Origin of the sequence: Salinisphaera sp. PC39 (assembly GCF_040361335.1) — a bacterium.
Lineage (GTDB): Bacteria > Pseudomonadota > Gammaproteobacteria > Nevskiales > Salinisphaeraceae > APNM01.
Genome location: NZ_APNM01000026.1, coordinates 1 through 19,808, shown reverse-complemented (window position 1 = coordinate 19,808; position 19,808 = coordinate 1). Strand labels below are relative to the sequence as shown.

The window sequence follows — 19,808 nt, the reverse complement described above, 5'->3', positions numbered from 1 at the left end:
TGCTTTTTTCCCCCCCCCGCCACGATTCCGCCGGCGCCCTGGCGGCGCTGGACCGGCGGACCCGGCTGGCCGAGGCCCGGGCCTGTGCGGAAACGGCGGTGGGGGAGCTGGCGGCCCGGCGGCCGCGGACCTTCAGCGACCGGTTCCGGGCGATCGAGACCGAGGCCCTGGCGGCGCTGGTCGACGAGTGGCTGGCGGTCGAGAGCCGTCGGCCCGCTTTCCGCGTCCACGAGCGCGAGTGGGAGACCGAATTGACACTGGCCGGCACCGTTTTCCGGGTCAAGCTGGACCGCGTGGACGAATACCCCGACGGTCGCCGCCTGGTCGTGGATTACAAGACCGGCCGCGTGGGCGCCTCCGACTGGGAGGGCGAGCGCCCGCGGCAACCCCAGTTGCCGGCCTATGCGCTCACCCAGCCGCCGGAGGGGCTGGGCGGGGTCGCCTTCGCCAGTATCCGGCCCGGCGCCGCCCGCTTCGTGGGTTGCGTGGCGGAGGGTCTGGAGCTGCCCGGGGTCGCCGCCGAGCCGGAGACCGAGTGGCGCGAGCGCGTGACCGCCTGGCATGCGGTGATGGCGGGGCTGGCGGCCGCCTTTGCCGGCGGCGAGGCGACCCCCGATCCCCGCGATCCGCGGGTGTGCGATACCTGCGATCTGCACGGCTTGTGTCGTATCGCCGAGATCCGCGCCGAGCGCGGCGGCGGTGACGACGATGCCGGAGACACGGCATGAGCGCCCCCGCGGATGCCGACGCCCGCCGCCGCGCCCTCGATCCCGGCGCCTCGTTCCTGGTGCAGGCCCCGGCGGGCTCCGGCAAGACCGGCCTGCTGACGCAGCGCATCCTGCGTCTGCTGGCCCGGGCCGAGACCCCGGAGAGCGTCCTGGCCCTGACTTTCACCCGCAAGGCGGCCGCCGAGATGCGCCGGCGCGTGGTCGCGGCGCTGGCCGCCGCCGACGGCCCGGCGCCGGCGGCCGAGCACGAGCGGGTCACCTGGGAGCTGGCGCGGGCGGCACTGGCGCGGGACACCGAGCGCGGCTGGCACCTGACCGCCCATCCCAGCCGGCTGCGCATCCAGACCCTCGATTCCCTGTGCGCCTCGGTCGTGCGCCGGCGTCCGGCGGCGACCGGTCTCGGCACGGTGCCCGTGGCCGCCGACGACAGCGATCCGCTGTATCGGGAAGCGGCACGTGCCGCCCTGACCGAGATCATCCGCGGCCACCACGGCGGCAGTGACTACGCCCGCCTGCTGCGGCACCAGAACAATGAGTTGGAGCGCCTGGAGGCCCTGCTGGCCGGCATCCTCGGCCGGCGCGAGCAATGGCTGCCGCTGATCCTGGACGACGACCGCACCCGCCGCCGCCATCTGGAGCGGGCCCTGGAGATCGCCGCCGAATCCGGACTGGCGCTCGCGCGCCGGCATGTGCCGGAGACGGCGGTTGCGGACATGGCGTCGCTCGCCGCCTTTGCCGGCGGGCGGTTGCAGGGCGAGGGCGACGAGGGCCCGATCGCCGCGCTGGCCGGTCTCGAGGGTCTGCCCGGCACGACGGCCGCCGACCTCGAACGCTGGCGCGGGCTGGCCGACCTGTTCCTCACGAAGCAGGGTGACTGGCTGCGCCGGCCCAACGCCCGGCACGGCCTGCCGCCGAAGACGGCGGGCCGCGACGCCGCCGAGAAGGCGCGCTTCGCGGACATCAAGGACCGGCATGCCGCGCTGGTGTCGGCGCTGGCCGAGGTGCCCGGCCTGCGGGAATCGCTGCACTTCGTGCGCCTGTTGCCGCCGCCGCACTACAGCGACGAGCAATGGGCGGTCGCGGAGGCGTTGTTCGCGCTGCTGCGGCTGGCCGCCGCGCAACTCCAGCTCGTGTTCGCCCGGCATCGCCGGGTGGATTTCGTGGCCATGGCGGCGGCCGCCCAGCGGGCGCTGGGCGAGCCGGACGACCCCAGCGATCTCGCCCTGGCGCTGGACGCCCGCATCGATCACATCCTGGTGGACGAATTCCAGGACACCTCGGTCACCCAGTTCCGGTTGCTGGAGAAACTGGTGGCCGGTTGGCAGCCGGACGACGGTCGCACCCTGTTCCTGGTGGGCGATCCGATGCAGTCCATCTACCGTTTCCGCGAGGCCGAGGTGGGGCTGTTCCTGCGCGCCCGCGACCACGGCGTCGGCGAAGTCCGGCCCGAATTCCTGCGCCTGAGCGCCAATTTCCGCTCCCGGCCGGCGGTGCTGGACTGGGTCAACCGGGTGTTTCCGCAGGTGCTGCCCGCCCCCGAGGACGAGGACCCGCTGGCCGGCGCCATCGCCTACGCACCCGCCGAGCCCCGCCGGTCCGATGACGCGGCCGCGGGCGTCACCTTGCACGCTTGGACGCCGAGAGACGACGCCGCCGAGGCCGAGCGCGTGGCGTCCCTCGTACGCGCGGCCCGCGAGAGCGGCAATGTCGCGGTGCTGGTGCGCAGCAAGGGGCACTTGGCGGTCGTGGCCCGCCGCCTGAAGGCCGTGGGGGTGGCGTTCCAGGCCGTCGAGATCGAGAAACTGGCCGATGCCCCCGTGGTCCAGGATCTGCAGAGCCTGACCCGGGCGTTGCTGCACCCCGCGGATCGCGTCGCCTGGCTGTCGGTGCTGCGGGCCCCCTGGTGCGGGGCCACCCTGCACGACCTGCATGCCCTGGCCGCCGATACCGACGCCACCCTCTGGCAGCGCCTGGACGACGACGCGGTTCTCGCCGCGTTGACGCCTGACGGGGCGGCCCGTCTGCGCCGGGTGCGGGCTGTCCTGGGCGAGGCGCTCGCGGCGCGCGGTCGCCGGCCCCTGCGCCGCTGGGTGGAGGGCGCCTGGCTGGCGCTGGGCGGCCCCGCGGCCGTGCGCGAACGCGGCGAGCTGGAGGCCGCCGAGGTCTTCCTGGGATTGCTGGAATCCCTCGAGGACGAGGCCGACACCCTGGATGCCGACCGCCTGGCCGAATGTGCCGACCGCCTGTTCGCGCCGCCCGACGCCCGCGCCGGCGACCGGGTGCAATTGATGACCGTCCACAAGGCCAAGGGTCTGGAATTCGACACCGTGATCGTGCCGGGTCTGGGCAAACGGTCGCGCACGGACAGCGAGCCGCTGTTGCGGTGGCTGCCGCAGCCGGTGGCCGGCACCGAGGGGGATCTGATCCTGGCCCCCATCTCGGCGCGCGCGGAGGCCGGCGAGCCCATCGGCGACTACGTCAAGGCGATGGCCGCACGCCGGGACGCCCTGGAGCAGGGCCGGCTGCTGTACGTCGCGGCCACGCGGGCCCGCGAGCGGCTCCACCTGCTGGGGCACATGCGCGAGTCGGACAAGCGGGATGCCCCGTATCCCGAATCCGGCTCGCTGCTGGCGATGCTCTGGCCGGCCGCGGGCGAGGCGTTCGCGGCCGCCGCGGAGCCGGGCGCGGAGACCGGGGAAACGACCTCCGCCGCGCCGCCGTCGCTCCGGCGGTTGCCGGCGGATTGGCAGTCGCCCCCGCATCTGCCGACCGATCTGCCGCTGGCGGACGCGGCGGCGGCCGAGGAGACCGCGCCGGCTCCGGCCTTCGAATGGGCCGCGCCCGCCGCGCGTCTGGTGGGCACCGTGGTCCACCGGTTGCTCCTGCGCGTGGCGCGGGACGGACCGGCGCAGTGGGACGCGGCCCGGCTGACGGCCTGCAAGCCGGCGATGGTCGCCGCGCTCACCGGGCTGGGCGCGGGCCGCGAGGAGGCGGCACGCCTGGCATGGCGGGTGCACGAGGCCGTGGCCCGGACCCTGGCCGACGAACGCGGTCGCTGGCTCCTGGCCGGGCATGCCGAGGCGCGCAGCGAATGGGCGGTGTCGGGCCTGGTCGACGGGGTCGTGGTGGACGCCGTGATCGACCGCAGCTTCGTGGACGGGGAGGGCACCCGCTGGATCGTGGACTACAAGACCGGCCGCCACGAGGGTGGCGACCTGGATGCCTTCCTCGACCGCGAGCGGGTACGATATGCGCCGCAACTCGAGCGCTACGCCGCGTTGCTGGCCGCGCGCGAGTCGCGGCCGATCCGGCTGGGACTGTATTTCCCGCTGCTGGGCGGCTGGCGCGAATGGTCGCCGGCATGTTGTGAAGGTTGAGTTTTAATCCGCAGATTGACGCCGATCTACGCAGATATCGTTCTTGAAACGCCTGAATCTGCGTCTATCGGCGTCTATCCGCGGATAGTCCTCTTGCGACTGGGGCCGGTAACGGGATGCGTGATCGGGCACATGGACGGCCGGGTTGCCGCGGTTGACCGCAAGCCGGGGGCATCCGCGCGATCCGCGGATTGATCCGTCGTCTTCGAGGCGCGGTCCGGCAAGGGCGGCGTCGTGCTCGCCACCGCCCGGTCCGCGTGCCGGCGGCGTTTACCCCGGCGGTAGTTGTCGCCGGCCATACGGTTGCGTATCATCCCGGACCGATCGATCGGTCAGCCCGGCTCGGGGCACGGACGGGAAGTGATGCACAGCGGTTCCGCGGACAGCGCAGGGGCGGAGGAGATACTGCTCGCCGCCAAGGATCTTTTCGCGGAACGCGGCTTCGAGGCGGTCTCGATCAGCGCCATCGCCGAGCGCGCCGGGTCGAGCAAGGCGAACATCTTTCACCATTACGGTAACAAGCAGGGACTATACTTCGCAGTCATGCGCGCGGCCACGGAACGGCTCACCGACGAATTCTCGCGCCTGCTCGATTCGGACGACGACCCGTCCGAAAAGATAGAGCAGGCGGTACGGGCGTCCCTGTCCCTGTTGTTCGAGGACGAGTGCCGCTCGCGCCTGATTTTCCGGGAAGTGCTGGAATCCGGTCCCGGCCGCTCCGAAGCCCTGGCCGAGGACGTGTTCAGTAACGAGTTCGCGACGCTGACCGCCCTGTTCTCGGACATCCAGCACGACACCGCGGGCGCGCCGCGCCTCGACGCCAGCTTCCTGGCCTATCTGCTGTTGTCGGCCAACGTGATGCTGTTGCACTGCCGCCAGGTGATCCGGCACCTGCCGGGGGTGGATTTCGTGGACGAGCGCGAGCGCTACGTGACCATGCTGCGCGACCTGCTGCTGCGGGGCGTCGGCGATTCTGCCGGGGGAGACGACGAATGAGGATATTTGCAGGCACGGTCGGCGCCGCGGCGCTGTTGCTGGCGGCGGCCGGGCCGGCGGACGCCGGTGCGTTGGCCGACATCTATCGGCTCGCCCAGGAACACGACGCCCAGTTCGCGAGCGCCGAGGCCGCCGTGCGCGCCGGCCGCGAGGCCTATCCGCAGGCCCGCGCCGCGGCGCTGCCCACGCTGTCGGCCAGCGCCAGTGTCTCGGAAGTGGACCGCGAGGTCACGCAGAGTCCGTTCTCGGAGCGGTCCGGCAGCAGCGGCGGTACCACCGGGGCACCGACGCCGCCCTTCGAGGACAGTTTCCGCTCCGAGCAGTTCGGGGTGGCGTTGCGCCAGCCGCTGTTCGACTGGGGCATCCCGGCCCAGCTCCGCCAGGGCCGCAAGCGGGTCACCGTCGCCGAGCTGGATTTCAAATCCGCGCAGACCCAGCTCCGTGCCCGGGTGATGCAGGCCTACATCGATTACCTGGATGCCCGCGCGCAGTACGAGTTCACGCGCGAGGAGCGTGCGGCCATCGCCAGCGATCTGGAGCGCACCGAGGGCCGCTACGAGGTGGGCGAGGTCTCGGTCACCGCCTACCGCGAGGCCCAGGCCGCGTTCGACCTGGCGGAATCCCGGATCATCGAGGCACGGACCGCGCTCGACGAGGCGCGCGAGCAACTGCGCCGGCTCACGGGGCAGTGGTATCGCACGCTGCCGGATATCGCCGGCGACATCCCCCTGCAGCCGCCCGAGCCGCGCAGCCCGGCGGAATGGGTGGACATCGCCATGCAGTACAACGCGGTCTACCTGGCCGCCCTGCAGCAGGCGGATATCGCCGAGGACGAGATCACGCGGCGCCAGTCGGGCCTGCTGCCGACCGTGGACCTGGTGGCCGAGTACACCGACACCGACGACACCGAGTTCGTGTTCGGCCAGGCCGCCAACGACACCAGCGTGGGCCTGGAGGCCACCTGGCAGCTCTTCGGCGGCGGCCGGACCCGCTCCGAGGTGCGCGAGGCGCGCGCGCTCTACGATCAGTCGCACGCCGAACTGGCGAATACCCGCCGCGAGATCGCCACCGCCGCCCGCAATGCCTATCGCCGGGTCGAGAGCGCGATCGCGCGGGTGCGGGCGCTGGATCGGGCGGTGGCCTCGGCCCGCGTCGCCCTGGAGAGCGTGGAGGCCGAGTTCGAGGTGGGCGAACGCACCCAGGCGGACGTGCTGGACGCCCGCCGCGACCTGTACAGCGCGCTGACCGACCGGGCCAGCGCCCGTTACGGATTCCTGGCCGGCGTGGTCGAGCTCAAGCTCACCGCCGGCATCCTGTCGACCGAAGACCTGATGCGGCTGGACGCCCGCCTCGCCGATGCCGGCGGGGAGGGGGCCGAGGCCGGAGTGGACCGGGAGTAACCCATGCGCAAACGCATGCTCATCGTCATCGTCGCCCTCGTCGTGGTATTCGGGGGCGTGTTCGGCTGGAAGGCCTTCGTCGGTTACCAGATCGACCAGTTCCTGGCGAACATGGAGCCGCCGCCGGTCACCGTGGGCACGGTCGAACTGGACACGGCCGAGTGGCAGAAGGAGTTGCGGGTCACGGGCGAGCTGCGGGCGGTGCGCGGCGTCGCGGTCAGCACCGAGTTGGCCGGTGTCGTGCGCCGTATCGAGTTCGAGTCCGGGGACACCGTCGCCGCCGGCGACCTGTTGGTGGCCCTGGATACCTCCGCCGACCGCGCCGAGCTGGAAGGCCTGCGCGCCGACGCCGAGTTGGCGCGCGTCACCTACGAACGCAAGAAGCGCCTGCGCGAGCGTGACCTGGGCTCGGCGGCCGCTTTCGACGAGGCCCGGGCGACCTACGACCAGGCCCGGGCGGCGGTCGCGGCGCAGGAGGCCGTGATCGCCAAGAAGGAGATCCGCGCCCCGTTCGACGGCCGGCTCGGTATCCGCCAGGTGGACCTGGGCCAGTATGTCGGTCCCGGTGCCGAGATGGTGTCGCTGCAGGCCCTCGACCCGATCTATATCGATTTCAACGTGCCCCAGAAACGGGTGTCCGACATTGTCGTCGGCGAGCGCGTGGCGGTCGAGGTGGCCGGCTACGAGGGCCGTTTCGAGGGCGAGGTGCAGGCCGTGAGCCCGGCCCTGGACCGCGGTACCCGTACCTTTCGGGTCCGGGCCCGGGTGGCCAATCCGGATGAACGCCTGCGGCCGGGCATGTACGGCAACGTTGAGCTGACACTCGGCGAGCCGCAGTCCTACCTGACGGTGCGCCAGACGGCCATTTCCTACAACCCGTACGGCGATGGTGTCTGGGTGGTGGTCGAGAAGGAAGGCGAGGACGGCGAGACCCGCCTCGTGGCCGAGCGCCGTACGGTCAAGACCGGCGACACGCGGGGCGACCAGGTGCAGATCCTGGACGGTCTGGACGCGGGCGCGCGGGTGGTCGTGGTCGGTCACCACAAGCTGCGCTCCGGCGCGCGCGTGAAGATCGACAACGAGAACCTGCCCGAGAACGAGGCCGACCCCGAGAACGTCGACAACTACTGACCCGGGCACGCAACGGATAACCGTCTATGCACTTCACCGACATATTCATCCGGCGCCCGGTGCTCGCCACCGTGGTCAGCCTGCTGATCCTGCTCGTGGGACTGCGCGCGTACTTCGACCTGACGGTGCGCCAGTACCCGCAGTCGGACAAGGCCGTGGTCACGGTGCAGACGACCTACGTCGGCGCCGACGCCGAGCTGGTCAAGGGCTTCATCACCACGCCGCTGGAGAAGGAGATCGCCTCCGCGGACGGTATCGACTACCTGGAATCCACCAGCGCCCAGGGCGTGTCCATCATCAGCGCCAACCTGGAGCTGAACTACGATCCGGTCGAGGCCCTCACCCAGATCACCTCCAAGGTGAACAAGGTGCGCTCCGAGCTTCCCGAAGCCTCGGAGGACCCGGTGATCGACGTCCAGGTGGGCGAAACCACCGCGTCGATGTACATGAGCTACACCAGCGACGTGATGGAGTCCAACGAGATCACGGACTACCTCAACCGCGTCGTGGTGCCGGAGCTGTCGACCATCGCCGGCGTGGAGAAGGCCGAGGTGCTGGGCGGACGCCGTTTCGCCATGCGCATCTGGCTCGATCCGAACCGGCTGGCGGCCTACGACATGACGCCCTCGGAGGTGCGGGCGCGCCTGGCCGAGAACAATTTCCTGGCGGCCATAGGCAAGACCAAGGGCGACATGATCAGCGTGGCGCTCGACGCCAATACGGATCTCACCACCGAACGCGAGTTCCGCGACCTGGTACTGCGCGAGTCCGACGGCACCCTGGTCCGTCTCGGCGATGTCGCCGAGGTCGAGCTGGGCGCCGAGAGCTACGACTCCAGCGCCATCAATTCCGGGCATCGCGGGCCGTTCATCGGCATCACGGTGTTGCCGCAGGCCAACGAGCTGACCGTCATCCAGGCGGTCCGCGAACGCTTTCCCGAGCTGCAGGCGCAGTTCCCCGAGGGGCTCAACGGCTCGATCGTCTACGACGCCACCGAATACATCGAGGACGCCATCGGCGAGGTGGTATTCACGCTGGGCCTGGCGCTGGCGATCGTGACCTTCGTGATCTTCCTGTTCATGGGGTCGCTGCGCTCGGTATTGGTGCCGGCCCTGGCGATCCCGCTGTCGCTGATCGGCGTCGGCATCGCGATGCTGTTGTTCGGTTTCTCGATCAACCTGCTGACCCTGCTGGCGCTGGTGCTGGCGATCGGCCTGGTCTGCGACGACGCCATCATCGTGGTGGAGAACATCCACCGCCACATCGAGGACGGCATGAAGCCGTTCGATGCGGCGATCCGCGGCGCCCGCGAGCTGGGCACGGCGATCATCGCCATGTCCCTGACCCTGATCGCGGTGTACCTGCCGATCGGCTTCACGGGCGGCCTCACGGGCAGTCTGTTCACCGAGTTCGCCTTCACCCTGGCGGGCGCGGTATTCATCTCCGGCATCGTGGCGATCACCTTCTCGCCGATGCTCTGCTCCAAGGTGCTCAAGCCGGAGACCGGCGACAACGGCGGCTTCGCGCACTGGCTCGATCGCCAGTTCGACCGGCTCAAGGATTTCTACGAGCGCCGGCTGCACAACTCCCTGGACTACCGGCCGGTGACCTACGTGTTCGCCGTGACGGTCCTGGTGAGCTGCTATTTCCTGTTCACCACCGCCGAGGGCGAGCTGGCGCCGACCGAGGACCAGAGCATCCTGTTCGTGCAGGCCACCGCGCAGCCGAATGCGTCGCTGCCGATGCTGGAGCAATACACCAGGGAAATGACGGAGCTGTACAAGGATTTCCCCGAGTACAAGCGCTATTTCCTGGTCAACGGCTTCGGGGGCGGCGGCAGCGCCGCTTCGACCAACCGTGCCATCTCGGGCATGCAGCTAGTGCCCTGGGGGCAGCGCGAGCGCACCCAGATGGAGATCAAGCCCGAGCTGCAGGAGACCCTGCGTCAGGTCGCGGGCGTCGATACCGCCGTGTTCGAGCGGCCGCCGCTGCCCGGCAGCGGGGGCGGTCTGCCGGTCCAGTTCGTGGTCGGCGCCACCGCCGAGCCGGATCGCATGCGCGAGGCCGTGGACGAGGTCGCGGCCAGGGCCCAGCAGAGCGGCCTGTTCGTGTACACCGACCTGGACCTCAAGTTCGACCGGCCCCAGGTCGAGGTGCAGATCGACCGCGAGGCGGTCGCCGATCTCGGGCTGACCATGCGCGACGTCGGCGGCGAGCTGGCCACCATGCTCGGCGGCAATTTCGTCAATCGCTTCTCGATCCAGGGCCGGGCCTACGAGGTCACGCCCCAGGTCCGGCGCGGCGATCGGCTTAACCCCGAGCAGCTCCAGGACTATTACCTGCGCAGTGCCGACGGCGGCATGGTGCCGATGTCGGCCGTCGTGCACCTGGAGAAGACCGTCGAGCCGCGTAATCTCAAGCGATTCCAGCAGCTCAACGCGGCCACCCTGGCGGCGGTGCCGGCGCCCGGCGTCACCATGGGCGAGGCCCTGGACTTCCTGGAGCGCACCGCGGCCGAGGTTCTGCCGCAGGACTACAAGACCGACTACGCCGGTCAGTCGCGGCAGTTCGTGCAGGAGGGCAACACCCTGGTGATCACCTTCTTCTTCGCGGTGATCATCATCTTCCTGGTGCTTGCGGCACAGTTCGAGTCGTTCCGCGATCCGGTGATCATGCTGGTGACCGTGCCCATGTCGGTGGCCGGCGCGCTGCTGTTCATCACCCTGGGGTTCACCACCGTGAACATCTACACCCAGGTGGGCCTGATCACCCTGATCGGTCTGATCAGCAAGCACGGCATCCTGATCGTGGAGTTCGCCAACCAGCTCCAACGCGACCAGGGCCTGGCCAAGCGCGCGGCCATCGAGGAGGCGGCGGCCCTGCGCCTGCGGCCCATCCTGATGACCACGGCCTCCACGGTATTCGGCGTGGTGCCGCTGATTCTCGCCAGCGGGGCCGGCGCGTCGGCGCGTTTCTCCATGGGCCTGGTGATCGTGGCCGGCATGAGCATCGGCACGCTGTTCACCCTGTTCGTGGTGCCGGCGATCTACATGCTGCTGGCCTCGGACGACAGCGCGGAAACCGCGGAGGTCCAGGCATAGCGGTAATTGATCCGCCGATGAACGCAGATGACGCAGATTGAAAGGCAGGGATCGAATACGCCATCGGCCGAAGCCGGTGGCTGAAAAAAACTGGTCGCCTAAAAGCCGGGAATCCACGGTTTCCCGATCGGGGGCGTAAAAAATATCGGCGTCAATCTGCGTCCATCTGCGGATTATTCATTCCTTGCCACGGTGACCGAACAACGGCGCCGCGAACATCCGGCCGAGGCTGAAGATCAGTACCGCGATGCCGACCAGGAACCAGGAGCGGGCGGTCTCGCGTTCGTGCTCGACCATGGCCTCGATCTCCTCGCGGATGGCCTGGCGGTGCTTGTCCTTCCATTCTTCCGTCAGGTCGAGCTCGACGCCGGGTTGGCGCGCCTGCATGCGGGCGAGATCGGCGTAATAGTTGGCCTCGACCGACAACCGCATCTCCTCCGCCGTGGGTTCGTCGACCTGATACCACTGGTAACCGCCGTAGCCGCACAGGGCGATGCCCACGGCGACCAGCAGCCGCAGGGCGATGGATTGGGTTCCGGTCACGGAATCGACTCCTTCCGATGGTTCGATGAGGGCGGCATCGTAGCAGGCCGCGAGCGGGGGCGCTTTGCGTGCCGTTCGGTCGGGCGGTATGTTAAGAAAGCGTTAATCCACACCGGAGCGCGCCATGAGCTGGAGCCTTCTGGAACGCTGGATTCGAACCGGGACCCTGCATGTGCACATGCCGGACGGCGAGGTGCACCGGGTCGGGGAGGGCGCCCCCGAGGCGCACGTCCATCTCCGCAGCCGTGCCGTGCTGGGGCGTCTGCTGCGCGATCCCGACATGGCCGTCGGCGAGGCCTACATGGACGGCGACTGGTGGCCGGGCGAGGGCGGTCTGCTGCCCGTCTTCGAGCTCTATTTCCGCAACCGCGGCGACTTCGGCGGCTCGCGCCTGCGGAGCTGGCTGCGCGCCGCGCTGTGGTTCCTGCGCGAGGCCAACGGCCGGCTGCGAGCCCGGCGCAACGTCCAGCACCACTACGATCTCGACGCCGAACTCTTCCGGCGATTCCTCGACGAAGACCTGCACTATTCCTGCGCCTACTTCGAGCGCGAGGACATGAGCCTGGAGGCGGCCCAGCGGGCCAAGTGCCGGCATATCGCCGGCAAGCTCTGCCTGTCGCCGGGCGAGCGGGTGCTGGATATCGGCTGCGGCTGGGGCGGCATGGCGTTCCACCTGGCCCGCAACCACGGCGTCGAGGTTACCGGCCTGACCCTGTCCCAGGACCAGTACGACGAGGCCCGGCGTCGTGCCCGGGACCTGGGCCTGGACGACCGGGTGCGCTTCCGGCTGCAGGATTACCGCGAACACGACGGCGACTACGACGCCGTCGTCAGCGTGGGCATGTTCGAGCACGTGGGCCGCCCCCAGTACCAGACCTTCTTCGACAGCGTGCACGGGCTGCTCGCGCCGCGCGGCCGCGCGCTGATACATACCATCGGACGCAGCGGCCCGCCGGCCGACAGCCAGAGCTGGATCCAGCGTCATATCTTTCCGGGCGGCTACATCCCGTCCCTGTCCGAGACCGCGCGGCCCATCGAGCACAGCGGCCTGGTGCTGTCGGACCTGGAGATCTGGCGCAAGCACTACGCCCGCACCCTGGCGGCCTGGAACCAGCGCTTCCAGGCGACCCGGAGCGAATTCGCCGAGCGCCTGGGCGAGCGTTTCTGCCGCATGTGGGAGTTCTACCTGATCGGCTGCCGCGCGATCTTCGAGTGGGGCGACCTCGTGGTGTTCCAGTTCCAGCTCGCGCTGGACAACGACACCGTGCCGCTGACGCGCGACTACCTGTATCCCCCGGATCGCACTGACGACCGGGAAGACACCGGACAGGCAGCTTAGTTCTCGGTTCTTGTTTTATCCGCAGATTGACGCCGATGGACGCAGAGAAAACAAACCAAAATCGGCGTTAATCAGCGTCGATCTGCGGATTGCTTCCCGCCTTCAAATCCGTGTCATCCGTGAAATCCGTGGGTTCTTGCGCGGGAAGTGTTAACGGGCCGTCTAGAAGGCGCCGCGTTCGCGCACCCGGTAGGCGCCTTCGGCGTTGGGGCGTCCCAGCAGGTCCAGCATCGACTTGAGACGTTCGTCGGCGCCGGCGCGCGGGCGGATGGTCATGTCCAGCTGGTAGCGATTGCCCCCGACGAGGCGGGCGCTGCCGTCGACGTCGAGCGGACCGTCGCTGTTGGCGGTTTCCAGGACCACGGCCTCGCCCTCGGTCTTGAGTTCGCCGCCGAAGCTGCCCAGGTCGATGGGCGGCTTGGCGAGCTGCCAGCGGGCGTTCACGAGCTGGACCGTGCCTTGCAGGCGGCGCACCCGGAGGTCGTCGCCGATCTCGGCCTCCGGCAGATCGGCCCGGATGTCGCCGCTGAGCGGCAATTGCGGATAGCCGGCCAGACGGCCGAACCAGCCGATCGACGCCGCGCCCTCGGCACCGGTGACGCGGGTGGTGGCGCCCAGGCCGCGGGCCACGGTCGCGCGCAGGCGGCCGGCGTCGGTATCCACGGTGAGGTCCGCGACCAGCCGGCCGGTGAGCAGGGCCGCGGGCCGCAACCGCCACTCGACACCCTCCAGGACCGCGCCGTCCGCGACCACGTACTGGGCGCGGCCGTCATACGCGCTGCCGGTCACGCCCGCGAGCTTGACCGCCGGCACGCGCGTCTGCACTTGTTGCGCGACCCAGGCGGCCGGCACGTTGATCACCAGGCCCACGGCCAGCGAGATCAGCCCCAGCGGCAGCAGCCAGCGCCAGCTCATGCCGCGTCCCGTTTCAGGGTCATGCGTGCCGAGACCGTGCCCGGTTCCTCGCCGCGGTTGACGGTGAGCGCGGCCGGGCGGATGCCGTAGGTCCGTTCCAGGTCGCGCAGCCAGAAGACCAGGGCGTTGAAACCGGCGCCTTCCAGGGTCACGGCCGCCTGGTCGTCGCTCTCCGGCTGGATGCGCCGGACGGCCTTGCCCAGCCCGGCCTCGCGGCTGGTCTGGTCGACCAGCGAGAGCAGGGACTCGCCGCGGCCCTGGACCGGGGTGCCGCGCCGGCGGCCCTTGAGTTCGCTGGCCTCGGCCGCGGCGCCGGTCATCCAGGCGGCCAGCGATTGCTCGTGGGTGACGCGTTCGCGCATGTCGGCGACCGCCCGATCCAGGGGTTGCCAGACACCGAGATAGAACAGGCCGATCGCCGCCACCGCGACGGCCGCCAGGACCATCACCCGTTCGCGCCGGGCGAGACCGTCGAACCATTGCCGGAGCGCGTTCATGCCTCGGTGGCCCTCTCGACGCGGGCCCGTATCTGTACGCCGCCGCTGCCGGCGTCGGCGCTCTCGACCGTCAGCCGGGCGGTATCCTGGCGGCCGAAGCCGGCGCGCAGGCGCTCGAGGGCCTGCACGTTGTCGCCGGACAGGCTCAGGTACAGCGCGCCGTCGCGGTATTGCAGGGATTCGATGCGCAGGCCGTCGTCGCCGCCGGCGGCGTCGGCGGTGGCCTGGAGCAGGGTGAACAGGGTGCTGGCGGAGCCGTCGCCGCGCAGGGCGCGCAGTTTCTCCTCGGCTTGCAGGCGCAGGTCGCGCACGCGCTGGACTTCGGGGAAGGCCTCGCGGAACGCGGTCTCGCTGCGCTCGCGCAGGGTTTCCGCCTGTTGCCGGAGCTGCCAGTAGGTCATGCCCTGCACGGCCACGCTCAGCAACACCCAGGCGACGAACAGGGCCGCGGTCGCGCGCAGCGGCCGCCACCAGGCGTCGAACTGGGAGACCGGCGCGTATTCGCCCTGGCGCAGGTCGAGCGCCGGCCGGACGGACGCCGCGTTTTGCAGCAGCCGGGCGTAGGCCTCGCCGGCGTCGCGTACGTACGCCGGTTCGATCGCGTAGCCGTGCTCGCCCAGCCGCTCCAGGAGCTGGCGGTTGGCCTCGTCGTCCACCGCCAGCACGGACAGGGCGGGCTCCTCGCCGGTGTCGGCCGCGAGCAGGCTGGGTAGCAGATCGCATTCGCAGGTGAAGCCGGCCTGCTCGCCGCAGCGCACCAGGGCGCGGCCGTCGGCGAGCCAGACGTGCCAGGTGCCGGTCGGGGGCGGCGCCGGACAGAGATAGTCGGGGACGATGGCGTCCGGTGCGGCATCGTCGCCCGGCAGGGCGCCCATCCACTCGGCCATGCGTTCGCGTGCCACCGCGGCCACCGGCGTGACGCCGTCGCCGCGCCGGCGGCCGAGCGCGAAATGGAGTTCGTCGACCGAGGTCGCCAGCCGGTCTTCCAGGGCATAGCGCGCGACCTGCCGGCGCCGGCCGGCTTGCCGTACCGGCGGCAGATTCGCTTCGACCATGAGGATGTGCTCGCCCGGCGCCACCAGGGTGATCGCGCGCTCGCCGGCCGCCGCGGCGGCCGCCGCGACGTCACCGATTTCGGCGCGTCCCTGCGCATCCAGCCAGCACACACGATCGGCGCCGAGCCAATAAATCGGAAAGCGTTCTTCCACGGGCGACAGTTTAACCTGAATGCATGGTCCTTTCACTGACCGTTAGCGTACGTCACGGCTGTGCCGCAGCACGCGGACCCGGTCCTGTCCGGACCGGTGCAGCACGCTGTGGAACGTGAGCTGCGCGCGGCCGACGGTGACGCGTCCCGTGGCCAGGAAATAGCTGCTGGCCACGCTCAATCCCTGGGCGTCGATATCCAGCCCCGCCAGCTCGCCCTCCTGGAGGAAGGCCTGGACGCTGTCCCAGGGCGCTTCCTCGCGGCGCTCGACCAGCGCCTGCGCCGCCGCCAGGTCCAGTCCCTCGTGCAGCGAGGCCAGCACCGGCGCGGTGGCGGTATTGACGTTGATCGCGGTCCCCGCCGGTAGCGCGGCGATGTGGGGTTCGAGCAGATCGTACATCGGCCCCGTGACCTCGCGCACGGCCCGCAGCTCGCTGGGACTGGCCATGGGCTGGTTGCCGGTGCGGTAGGCCGGGCTCAATCCGAGATAGTAATCGTCCTCCGCGCCGTCCGGCAGGGTCGGATTGATGTCCTGGTCGATCCAGTCGCGTACGCCCTGGGCGATGCGCCGGGCGACGATCACGTCGGCCTCCGTGACGACCTCGATCAGGCGTTGCAGGCGGTTCATGGCGGCATCGGCGTCGGCGCCGGCGAGGTTGTTGAGATTGATCCGGCCCTGCAGGTCCAGCAACCGGCCCTGGATGCCGCCGCCCTCGATCGGCAGGTAGTCCACCGGCTGGGCCCAGGCCTGGTCGAGGCTGTCGATGTCGTTGTCGCGCGCGTCGCGGGCCAGGATCTGGCCGGCCCAGTTCTCCACCCCGACGGCATACCACCAGGCCTGTTCCGACAGCCAGAGGTTGCCGCTGCGGTGCGCGGCGAGGTTCATGTGGCTGAGCATGCCGGCGCCGATGATGGCCACCAGGGCGACCACCAGCAGGGCGGTGAGCAGGGCGACACCGCGCTGACGCCTCATCGCTGTGCCCCCGCGATCGCGAAGAGCTGGCGGATCTCGCCGTATTCCTCCGTGGTCAGCCGCAGTTCGACCGCCACCGGCAGGCGAATCTCCTGTTGCGGGGTCGCGCCGTCCTGATCGTCCCCCTCGTCCTCGCCGGTGCCGTCCTCCTGGAGCAGGCCGCTGGCCGAGCCGCCGAAGGCGAGTGGCGGCCATTGGTCCTGCCACTCCCGCTCGCCGTCCAGGAAGCGCCACTCCACGCGCTCGACATTCTCCAGGAGCACCGTCTCCACCGGCGCGCTGTCCTGCGCCCGGTCGAGCACGCGCCAATGGCTGCGCACCAGGTTGCCTTCCTCGTCCAGCCGGTACCGCACCCGCTGCAGATGCGAACGCGGCTCGTCCAGGGGATTGCGCCAGCCGAAGCGCGTGAACACGAGGCCGACCGAGGGCTCGGCGGCGATGGCGGGGCGCAGGTCGCCGAACTCGTCGCGTACCCGCCGGGCGGCCACCTGGCCGAGATCGGACTGCAGGCGGTGGACGGTCATCTGCAGGTCCTGCATGCGTGCCAGGGCCCGGTCGATCTGGGTGCGGGCCTCGATCACGCTGGACAGGCCGCCGTAGGCCATCGCCGACATCACGGCGAAGACGGCCAGGGCGACCATCAGCTCCACGAGGGTGAAGCCCCGGCTCCGCTCGCGCGGGGCCCTCATCACTGGACCCCGCCGGCCATGGCGCCGGCATCGGGCACCGCGGTGACCGGATCGTCCTCGCTGCGCGGCGTAAGGAAGCCGGACAGGGTCGCCAAGGGCAGGTCCTGCGGCTCACCGTCCACGATCCGATAGACCCGGATATCGGCGCGCCGCACGGCCGGGTCCGGGCTCTCCTCGACCTCGCTCTCCCAGCGCCATTCGCGGCCGCCCATGTCGGCCCGACCGTCGCTGGTGCCGGTCTCCGGCCAGTTCTCGGCGACCTGGTACTCGACCAGCTTGTTGCGGGCCACCCACAGCGCCATGCTCTTGTCCTGGATGTGGCGCGCGTGATCCGCGTAGCGGCTGCCGCCGGAGATGAACGCGCCCAGGGAGAGGGCGAGCACCGCCACCGCCACCAGTACCTCGATCAGGGTGAAACCGCGGCTGTGGCGGGCTCCGGTCACGGTCTGTCCTCCGCGACGCGTTCCATGGTCAGGTCCCCGGTCAATTCGCCCTCGTAGCGGTAGCGGGAGACCGCGCCCTCGGCGGTCATCACCAGCTCGAACGGGGTGATCTCGCCGCTGGACAGGAAGAGGGCGTCCGGCCGCGGGCCGCTATCCTCGCCGTCCTCCTCGTCGTCATCCGCATCCCCGGAGCCGCCGTCGCCGACCAATCGGCGGCGCTCCTCGTCCTCGCGTATCAGTTGCAGGCGTACGCCTTCCTTCAGCTCGTGCGGCCGCAGCGGGGTGTCGCCGCCGGTGACCGGCGTCCAGCCGTCGGCGTCCAGGCGCAGGAAACGATAGCCCTCGGGAGTGATCTGCAGGCCCAGCTCGACCCCGAACAGGACCGCCTCCTCGCCGGCCATCCCCAGGATCGCCTCCAGGCGCCGAGCCTCGCGCTCCAGGCGCTCGTCCGCGGCGTTGGTGTCCACCGCCATCAGGGCCATGGTCACCACCACGCCGATGATGAACACCACCACCAGGACCTCGACCAGGGTGAACCCCCGGTCGGCGCGGGGCCGTCCGGCCGGAGAGTGCACGGCCAGGGGCCGGATCAGCCGTCCAGGTTCCAATTGCCGATATCGGCGTCGGCCTCTTCGCCGCCGGGCCGGGCGTCGCGGCCGTAGGTGAAGATGTCGACCTCGCCGTGGTCACCGGGGTTGCGGTACTTGTACGGCTCGCCCCAGGGATCGTTCGGCAGGCGGTCCAGGTAGCCGCCGGGCTTCCAGTTCTTGGGCTCGGGCTGGATGGTCGGCTTCTCGACCAGGGCTTCCAGTCCCTGCTCGGTCGTGGGATAGCGGAAATTGTCCAGGCGATAGCGCTTGAGCGCGCCCTCGATCGCGCGGATGTCCTGCTTGGCCTTGACCGCGCGGGCCTCGTCCGGCGCGCCCATGATGTTGGGCACCACCATTGCCGCGAGGATGCCGAGGATCACCACGACGACCATGATTTCGATGAGGGTGAAGCCGCGCATCGCAGCCGGCGTCGATCGCACCATAAGTTAAGCTCCGGAGGTTGAGACGTCCTTGTCCCCGAGATAGTAGCAAACTGCAGGGACCCTACCGCACATGTGTGACACGCAGGTTTGGACCGCCGATTCGGGCACCTGGTTCGCCAAGAACTCGGATCGCGAGCCCGGCGAGCCGCAGCCGGTGATCCGGCTGCCGCGGGTCACCGGCGACCCGCGGCCCTCGCTGCGCGCCACTCACATCGAGATCGGGCAGGTGCCGGACCGGCACGGCGTGATCCTGTCGAAGCCAGGCTGGACCTGGGGCGCGGAGATGGGGATCAACGAGCGCGGCGTCGCGATCGGCAACGAGGCCGTGTTCACCCGCCGCCGGGGCCTGCGTCCGGCCCTGCTGGGCATGGACCTGGTGCGATTGGGCCTGGAACGGGGCGGCAGCGCCCGCGAGGCCCTGGACGTGATCGTGGCCCTGCTCGCGCGCCACGGCCAGGGCGGCCCGGCCGGCCACCGCGACAAGCGTTTCTGCTACGATAACAGCTTCCTGATCGCCGACCCCGGCGGGGCCTGGGTGCTGGAGACGGCGGGACGTGCCTGGGCCGCCCGGCGCATCGACCGGGCCTGGGCGATCTCCAATGCCCTCACGCTGCGCGACGACTGGGATCTGGCGTCGGATGACGTCGCCGCCGGCCGTGTCGATTTCGCGCGGCGTTTCGATACCCGGCTCATGCCCTGGTTGGCCGGCGCGCGCCGCCGCCGCGACACCAGCCTGGCCTGCCTGGCCGACGTGCCGGACCAGCCCGGACCGGACCGCTGGTTCGCGCACCTGCGCGCCGCGAACGGTCGCCTCGACGGCGATCACGATCCCGTGGCCTGCGGCAACGGCGACGTCTGCCTGCACGCCGCCGGCCCCGTCCGCCGCAGCCAGACCACCGGCGCCATGGTCGCCCACCTGAGCGCGAGTGGCCCGCGTGTGTGGTTCACCGGCACCAGCGCCCCCTGCCTGTCGCTGTTCCGGCCGGCCGTCTTCGACGACCGCCCCTGGTCCGCGCTCACGCCCGTCAGCCGCGAGCCCTACGCCGAGCTCTGGCGCCGGCACGAACGGGTACACCGCCGGGCGCTGTTCGACGCCGGCCTGCGCGCCGAACTGCGCGCCGATCTCCGCGAGACCGAGCGGGCGATGCTGGCGGTCGACCCGGCCGAGGCCGATGTGCTGGCGCGCGACTGGGACCGCCGCCAGACGGCGCGGATCGCGGACCGGCCGCTGTCGTTCCCGAGCAGCCGCGCGGGTCGCTTCTGGCGGCGGCAATGCCGTTACGACGGCATCGACTGAATATTGATCGATTAACCACAGAGGCACAGAGGACACAAAGAAAAGCAAAGTACGTGAACCCGGCAAGGTGCGTCGCGAGAGATGAGATATGTCATCCCGTATATGGACTCCCCCGGTCAAGCAAGGCATGGGTGTCGTA

The 19,808-nt window shown here is 70.3% G+C and carries 17 protein-coding genes; 8 read left to right on the top strand and 9 right to left on the bottom strand.

What is annotated here, in order from left to right; genetic code table 11:
* From PC39_RS16310 to PC39_RS16285, 6 genes are all read left to right on the top strand, one after another.
* Nucleotides 1–728, top strand: a 728-nt coding sequence (locus PC39_RS16310; protein ID WP_353254478.1) for a PD-(D/E)XK nuclease family protein, incomplete at its 5' end; no start/stop codon positions are given.
* Nucleotides 725–4,105, top strand: a complete 3,381-nt coding sequence (locus PC39_RS16305) for a UvrD-helicase domain-containing protein (RefSeq protein WP_353254477.1) — start codon at nucleotides 725–727, stop codon at nucleotides 4,103–4,105. The genes PC39_RS16310 and PC39_RS16305, both read left to right, overlap by 4 nt.
* 363 nt (nucleotides 4,106–4,468) lie before the next feature.
* Nucleotides 4,469–5,101: a TetR/AcrR family transcriptional regulator gene (locus tag PC39_RS16300; RefSeq protein WP_353254476.1), complete on the top strand. Its 633-nt coding sequence runs from the start codon at nucleotides 4,469–4,471 to the stop codon at nucleotides 5,099–5,101.
* Entirely contained in the window at nucleotides 5,098–6,501 is a 1,404-nt protein-coding gene (locus PC39_RS16295) for a TolC family outer membrane protein (RefSeq protein WP_353254475.1), read from the top strand. The genes PC39_RS16300 and PC39_RS16295 overlap by 4 nt, the downstream gene beginning before the upstream one ends.
* Before the next feature lie 3 nt (nucleotides 6,502–6,504).
* Nucleotides 6,505–7,632: an efflux RND transporter periplasmic adaptor subunit gene (locus PC39_RS16290; RefSeq protein ID WP_353254474.1), complete on the top strand. Its 1,128-nt coding sequence runs from the start codon at nucleotides 6,505–6,507 to the stop codon at nucleotides 7,630–7,632.
* Nucleotides 7,633–7,658: 26 nt separating this feature from the next.
* The gene (locus PC39_RS16285; protein WP_353254473.1) at nucleotides 7,659–10,733 is read left to right on the top strand and encodes an efflux RND transporter permease subunit; all 3,075 of its coding nucleotides are present in this window, start codon (nucleotides 7,659–7,661) and stop codon (nucleotides 10,731–10,733) included.
* A gap of 177 nt (nucleotides 10,734–10,910) precedes the next feature.
* Here PC39_RS16285 and PC39_RS16280 read toward each other — a convergent pair whose 3' ends face one another.
* Nucleotides 10,911–11,276, bottom strand: a complete 366-nt coding sequence (locus tag PC39_RS16280; protein ID WP_353254472.1) for a hypothetical protein — start codon at nucleotides 11,274–11,276, stop codon at nucleotides 10,911–10,913.
* A gap of 124 nt (nucleotides 11,277–11,400) precedes the next feature.
* On the opposite strand from PC39_RS16280, the gene PC39_RS16275 reads away from it, so the two are divergent.
* Nucleotides 11,401–12,615, top strand: a complete 1,215-nt coding sequence (locus PC39_RS16275) for a class I SAM-dependent methyltransferase (RefSeq protein ID WP_353254471.1) — start codon at nucleotides 11,401–11,403, stop codon at nucleotides 12,613–12,615.
* Nucleotides 12,616–12,777: 162 nt separating this feature from the next.
* Here PC39_RS16275 and PC39_RS16270 read toward each other — a convergent pair whose 3' ends face one another.
* The 8 genes from PC39_RS16270 to gspG are packed head-to-tail and all read right to left on the bottom strand — an operon-like array spanning nucleotide 12,778 to nucleotide 18,372.
* Nucleotides 12,778–13,530: a type II secretion system protein N gene (locus PC39_RS16270; RefSeq protein WP_353254470.1), complete on the bottom strand. Its 753-nt coding sequence runs from the start codon at nucleotides 13,528–13,530 to the stop codon at nucleotides 12,778–12,780.
* On the bottom strand, nucleotides 13,527–14,027 hold the full coding sequence (locus tag PC39_RS16265; protein WP_353254469.1) for a type II secretion system protein M: 501 nt from the start codon (nucleotides 14,025–14,027) through the stop codon (nucleotides 13,527–13,529). The genes PC39_RS16270 and PC39_RS16265 overlap by 4 nt, the downstream gene beginning before the upstream one ends.
* Complete coding sequence (gspL, locus tag PC39_RS16260) at nucleotides 14,024–15,235, bottom strand: type II secretion system protein GspL (RefSeq protein WP_353254468.1); 1,212 nt, start codon at nucleotides 15,233–15,235, stop codon at nucleotides 14,024–14,026. Before gspL ends, PC39_RS16265 begins: the two co-directional genes overlap by 4 nt.
* Before the next feature lie 42 nt (nucleotides 15,236–15,277).
* Complete coding sequence (gspK, locus tag PC39_RS16255) at nucleotides 15,278–16,207, bottom strand: type II secretion system minor pseudopilin GspK (RefSeq protein WP_353254467.1); 930 nt, start codon at nucleotides 16,205–16,207, stop codon at nucleotides 15,278–15,280.
* The gene (gene gspJ, locus PC39_RS16250; RefSeq protein WP_353254466.1) at nucleotides 16,204–16,896 is read right to left on the bottom strand and encodes a type II secretion system minor pseudopilin GspJ; all 693 of its coding nucleotides are present in this window, start codon (nucleotides 16,894–16,896) and stop codon (nucleotides 16,204–16,206) included. The genes gspK and gspJ overlap by 4 nt, the downstream gene beginning before the upstream one ends.
* Complete coding sequence (gene gspI / locus PC39_RS16245; protein ID WP_353254465.1) at nucleotides 16,896–17,339, bottom strand: type II secretion system minor pseudopilin GspI; 444 nt, start codon at nucleotides 17,337–17,339, stop codon at nucleotides 16,896–16,898. The genes gspJ and gspI overlap by 1 nt, the downstream gene beginning before the upstream one ends.
* Nucleotides 17,336–17,947: a type II secretion system minor pseudopilin GspH gene (gspH, locus tag PC39_RS16240; RefSeq protein WP_353254464.1), complete on the bottom strand. Its 612-nt coding sequence runs from the start codon at nucleotides 17,945–17,947 to the stop codon at nucleotides 17,336–17,338. The genes gspI and gspH overlap by 4 nt, the downstream gene beginning before the upstream one ends.
* A complete protein-coding gene (gene gspG / locus PC39_RS16235) occupies nucleotides 17,929–18,372 on the bottom strand; it encodes a type II secretion system major pseudopilin GspG (RefSeq protein WP_353254463.1) in 444 nt (147 codons plus the stop codon). The genes gspH and gspG overlap by 19 nt, the downstream gene beginning before the upstream one ends.
* A 70-nt stretch (nucleotides 18,373–18,442) precedes the next feature.
* Here gspG and PC39_RS16230 point away from each other — a divergent pair, with 70 nt between their 5' ends.
* A complete protein-coding gene (locus PC39_RS16230; RefSeq protein WP_353254462.1) occupies nucleotides 18,443–19,669 on the top strand; it encodes a C69 family dipeptidase in 1,227 nt (408 codons plus the stop codon).
* The last annotated feature ends 139 nt before the right edge of the window (nucleotides 19,670–19,808 follow it).

Bases quoted from the DNA above. Each gene is read 5' to 3' on its own strand.
- PC39_RS16290 (WP_353254474.1), top strand. From the start codon at position 6,505: ATGCGCAAACGCATGCTCATCGTCATCGTCGCCCTCGTCGTGGTATTC.
- PC39_RS16275 (WP_353254471.1), top strand. From the start codon at position 11,401: ATGAGCTGGAGCCTTCTGGAACGCTGGATTCGAACCGGGACCCTGCAT.
- gspG (WP_353254463.1), bottom strand. From the start codon at position 18,372: ATGGTGCGATCGACGCCGGCTGCGATGCGCGGCTTCACCCTCATCGAA.
- gspK (WP_353254467.1), bottom strand. From the start codon at position 16,207: ATGAGGCGTCAGCGCGGTGTCGCCCTGCTCACCGCCCTGCTGGTGGTC.
- PC39_RS16295 (WP_353254475.1), top strand. From the start codon at position 5,098: ATGAGGATATTTGCAGGCACGGTCGGCGCCGCGGCGCTGTTGCTGGCG.
- PC39_RS16265 (WP_353254469.1), bottom strand. From the start codon at position 14,027: ATGAACGCGCTCCGGCAATGGTTCGACGGTCTCGCCCGGCGCGAACGG.
- PC39_RS16270 (WP_353254470.1), bottom strand. From the start codon at position 13,530: ATGAGCTGGCGCTGGCTGCTGCCGCTGGGGCTGATCTCGCTGGCCGTG.
- PC39_RS16305 (WP_353254477.1), top strand. From the start codon at position 725: ATGAGCGCCCCCGCGGATGCCGACGCCCGCCGCCGCGCCCTCGATCCC.
- PC39_RS16230 (WP_353254462.1), top strand. From the start codon at position 18,443: ATGTGTGACACGCAGGTTTGGACCGCCGATTCGGGCACCTGGTTCGCC.
- PC39_RS16300 (WP_353254476.1), top strand. From the start codon at position 4,469: ATGCACAGCGGTTCCGCGGACAGCGCAGGGGCGGAGGAGATACTGCTC.
- PC39_RS16285 (WP_353254473.1), top strand. From the start codon at position 7,659: ATGCACTTCACCGACATATTCATCCGGCGCCCGGTGCTCGCCACCGTG.
- gspJ (WP_353254466.1), bottom strand. From the start codon at position 16,896: ATGAGGGCCCCGCGCGAGCGGAGCCGGGGCTTCACCCTCGTGGAGCTG.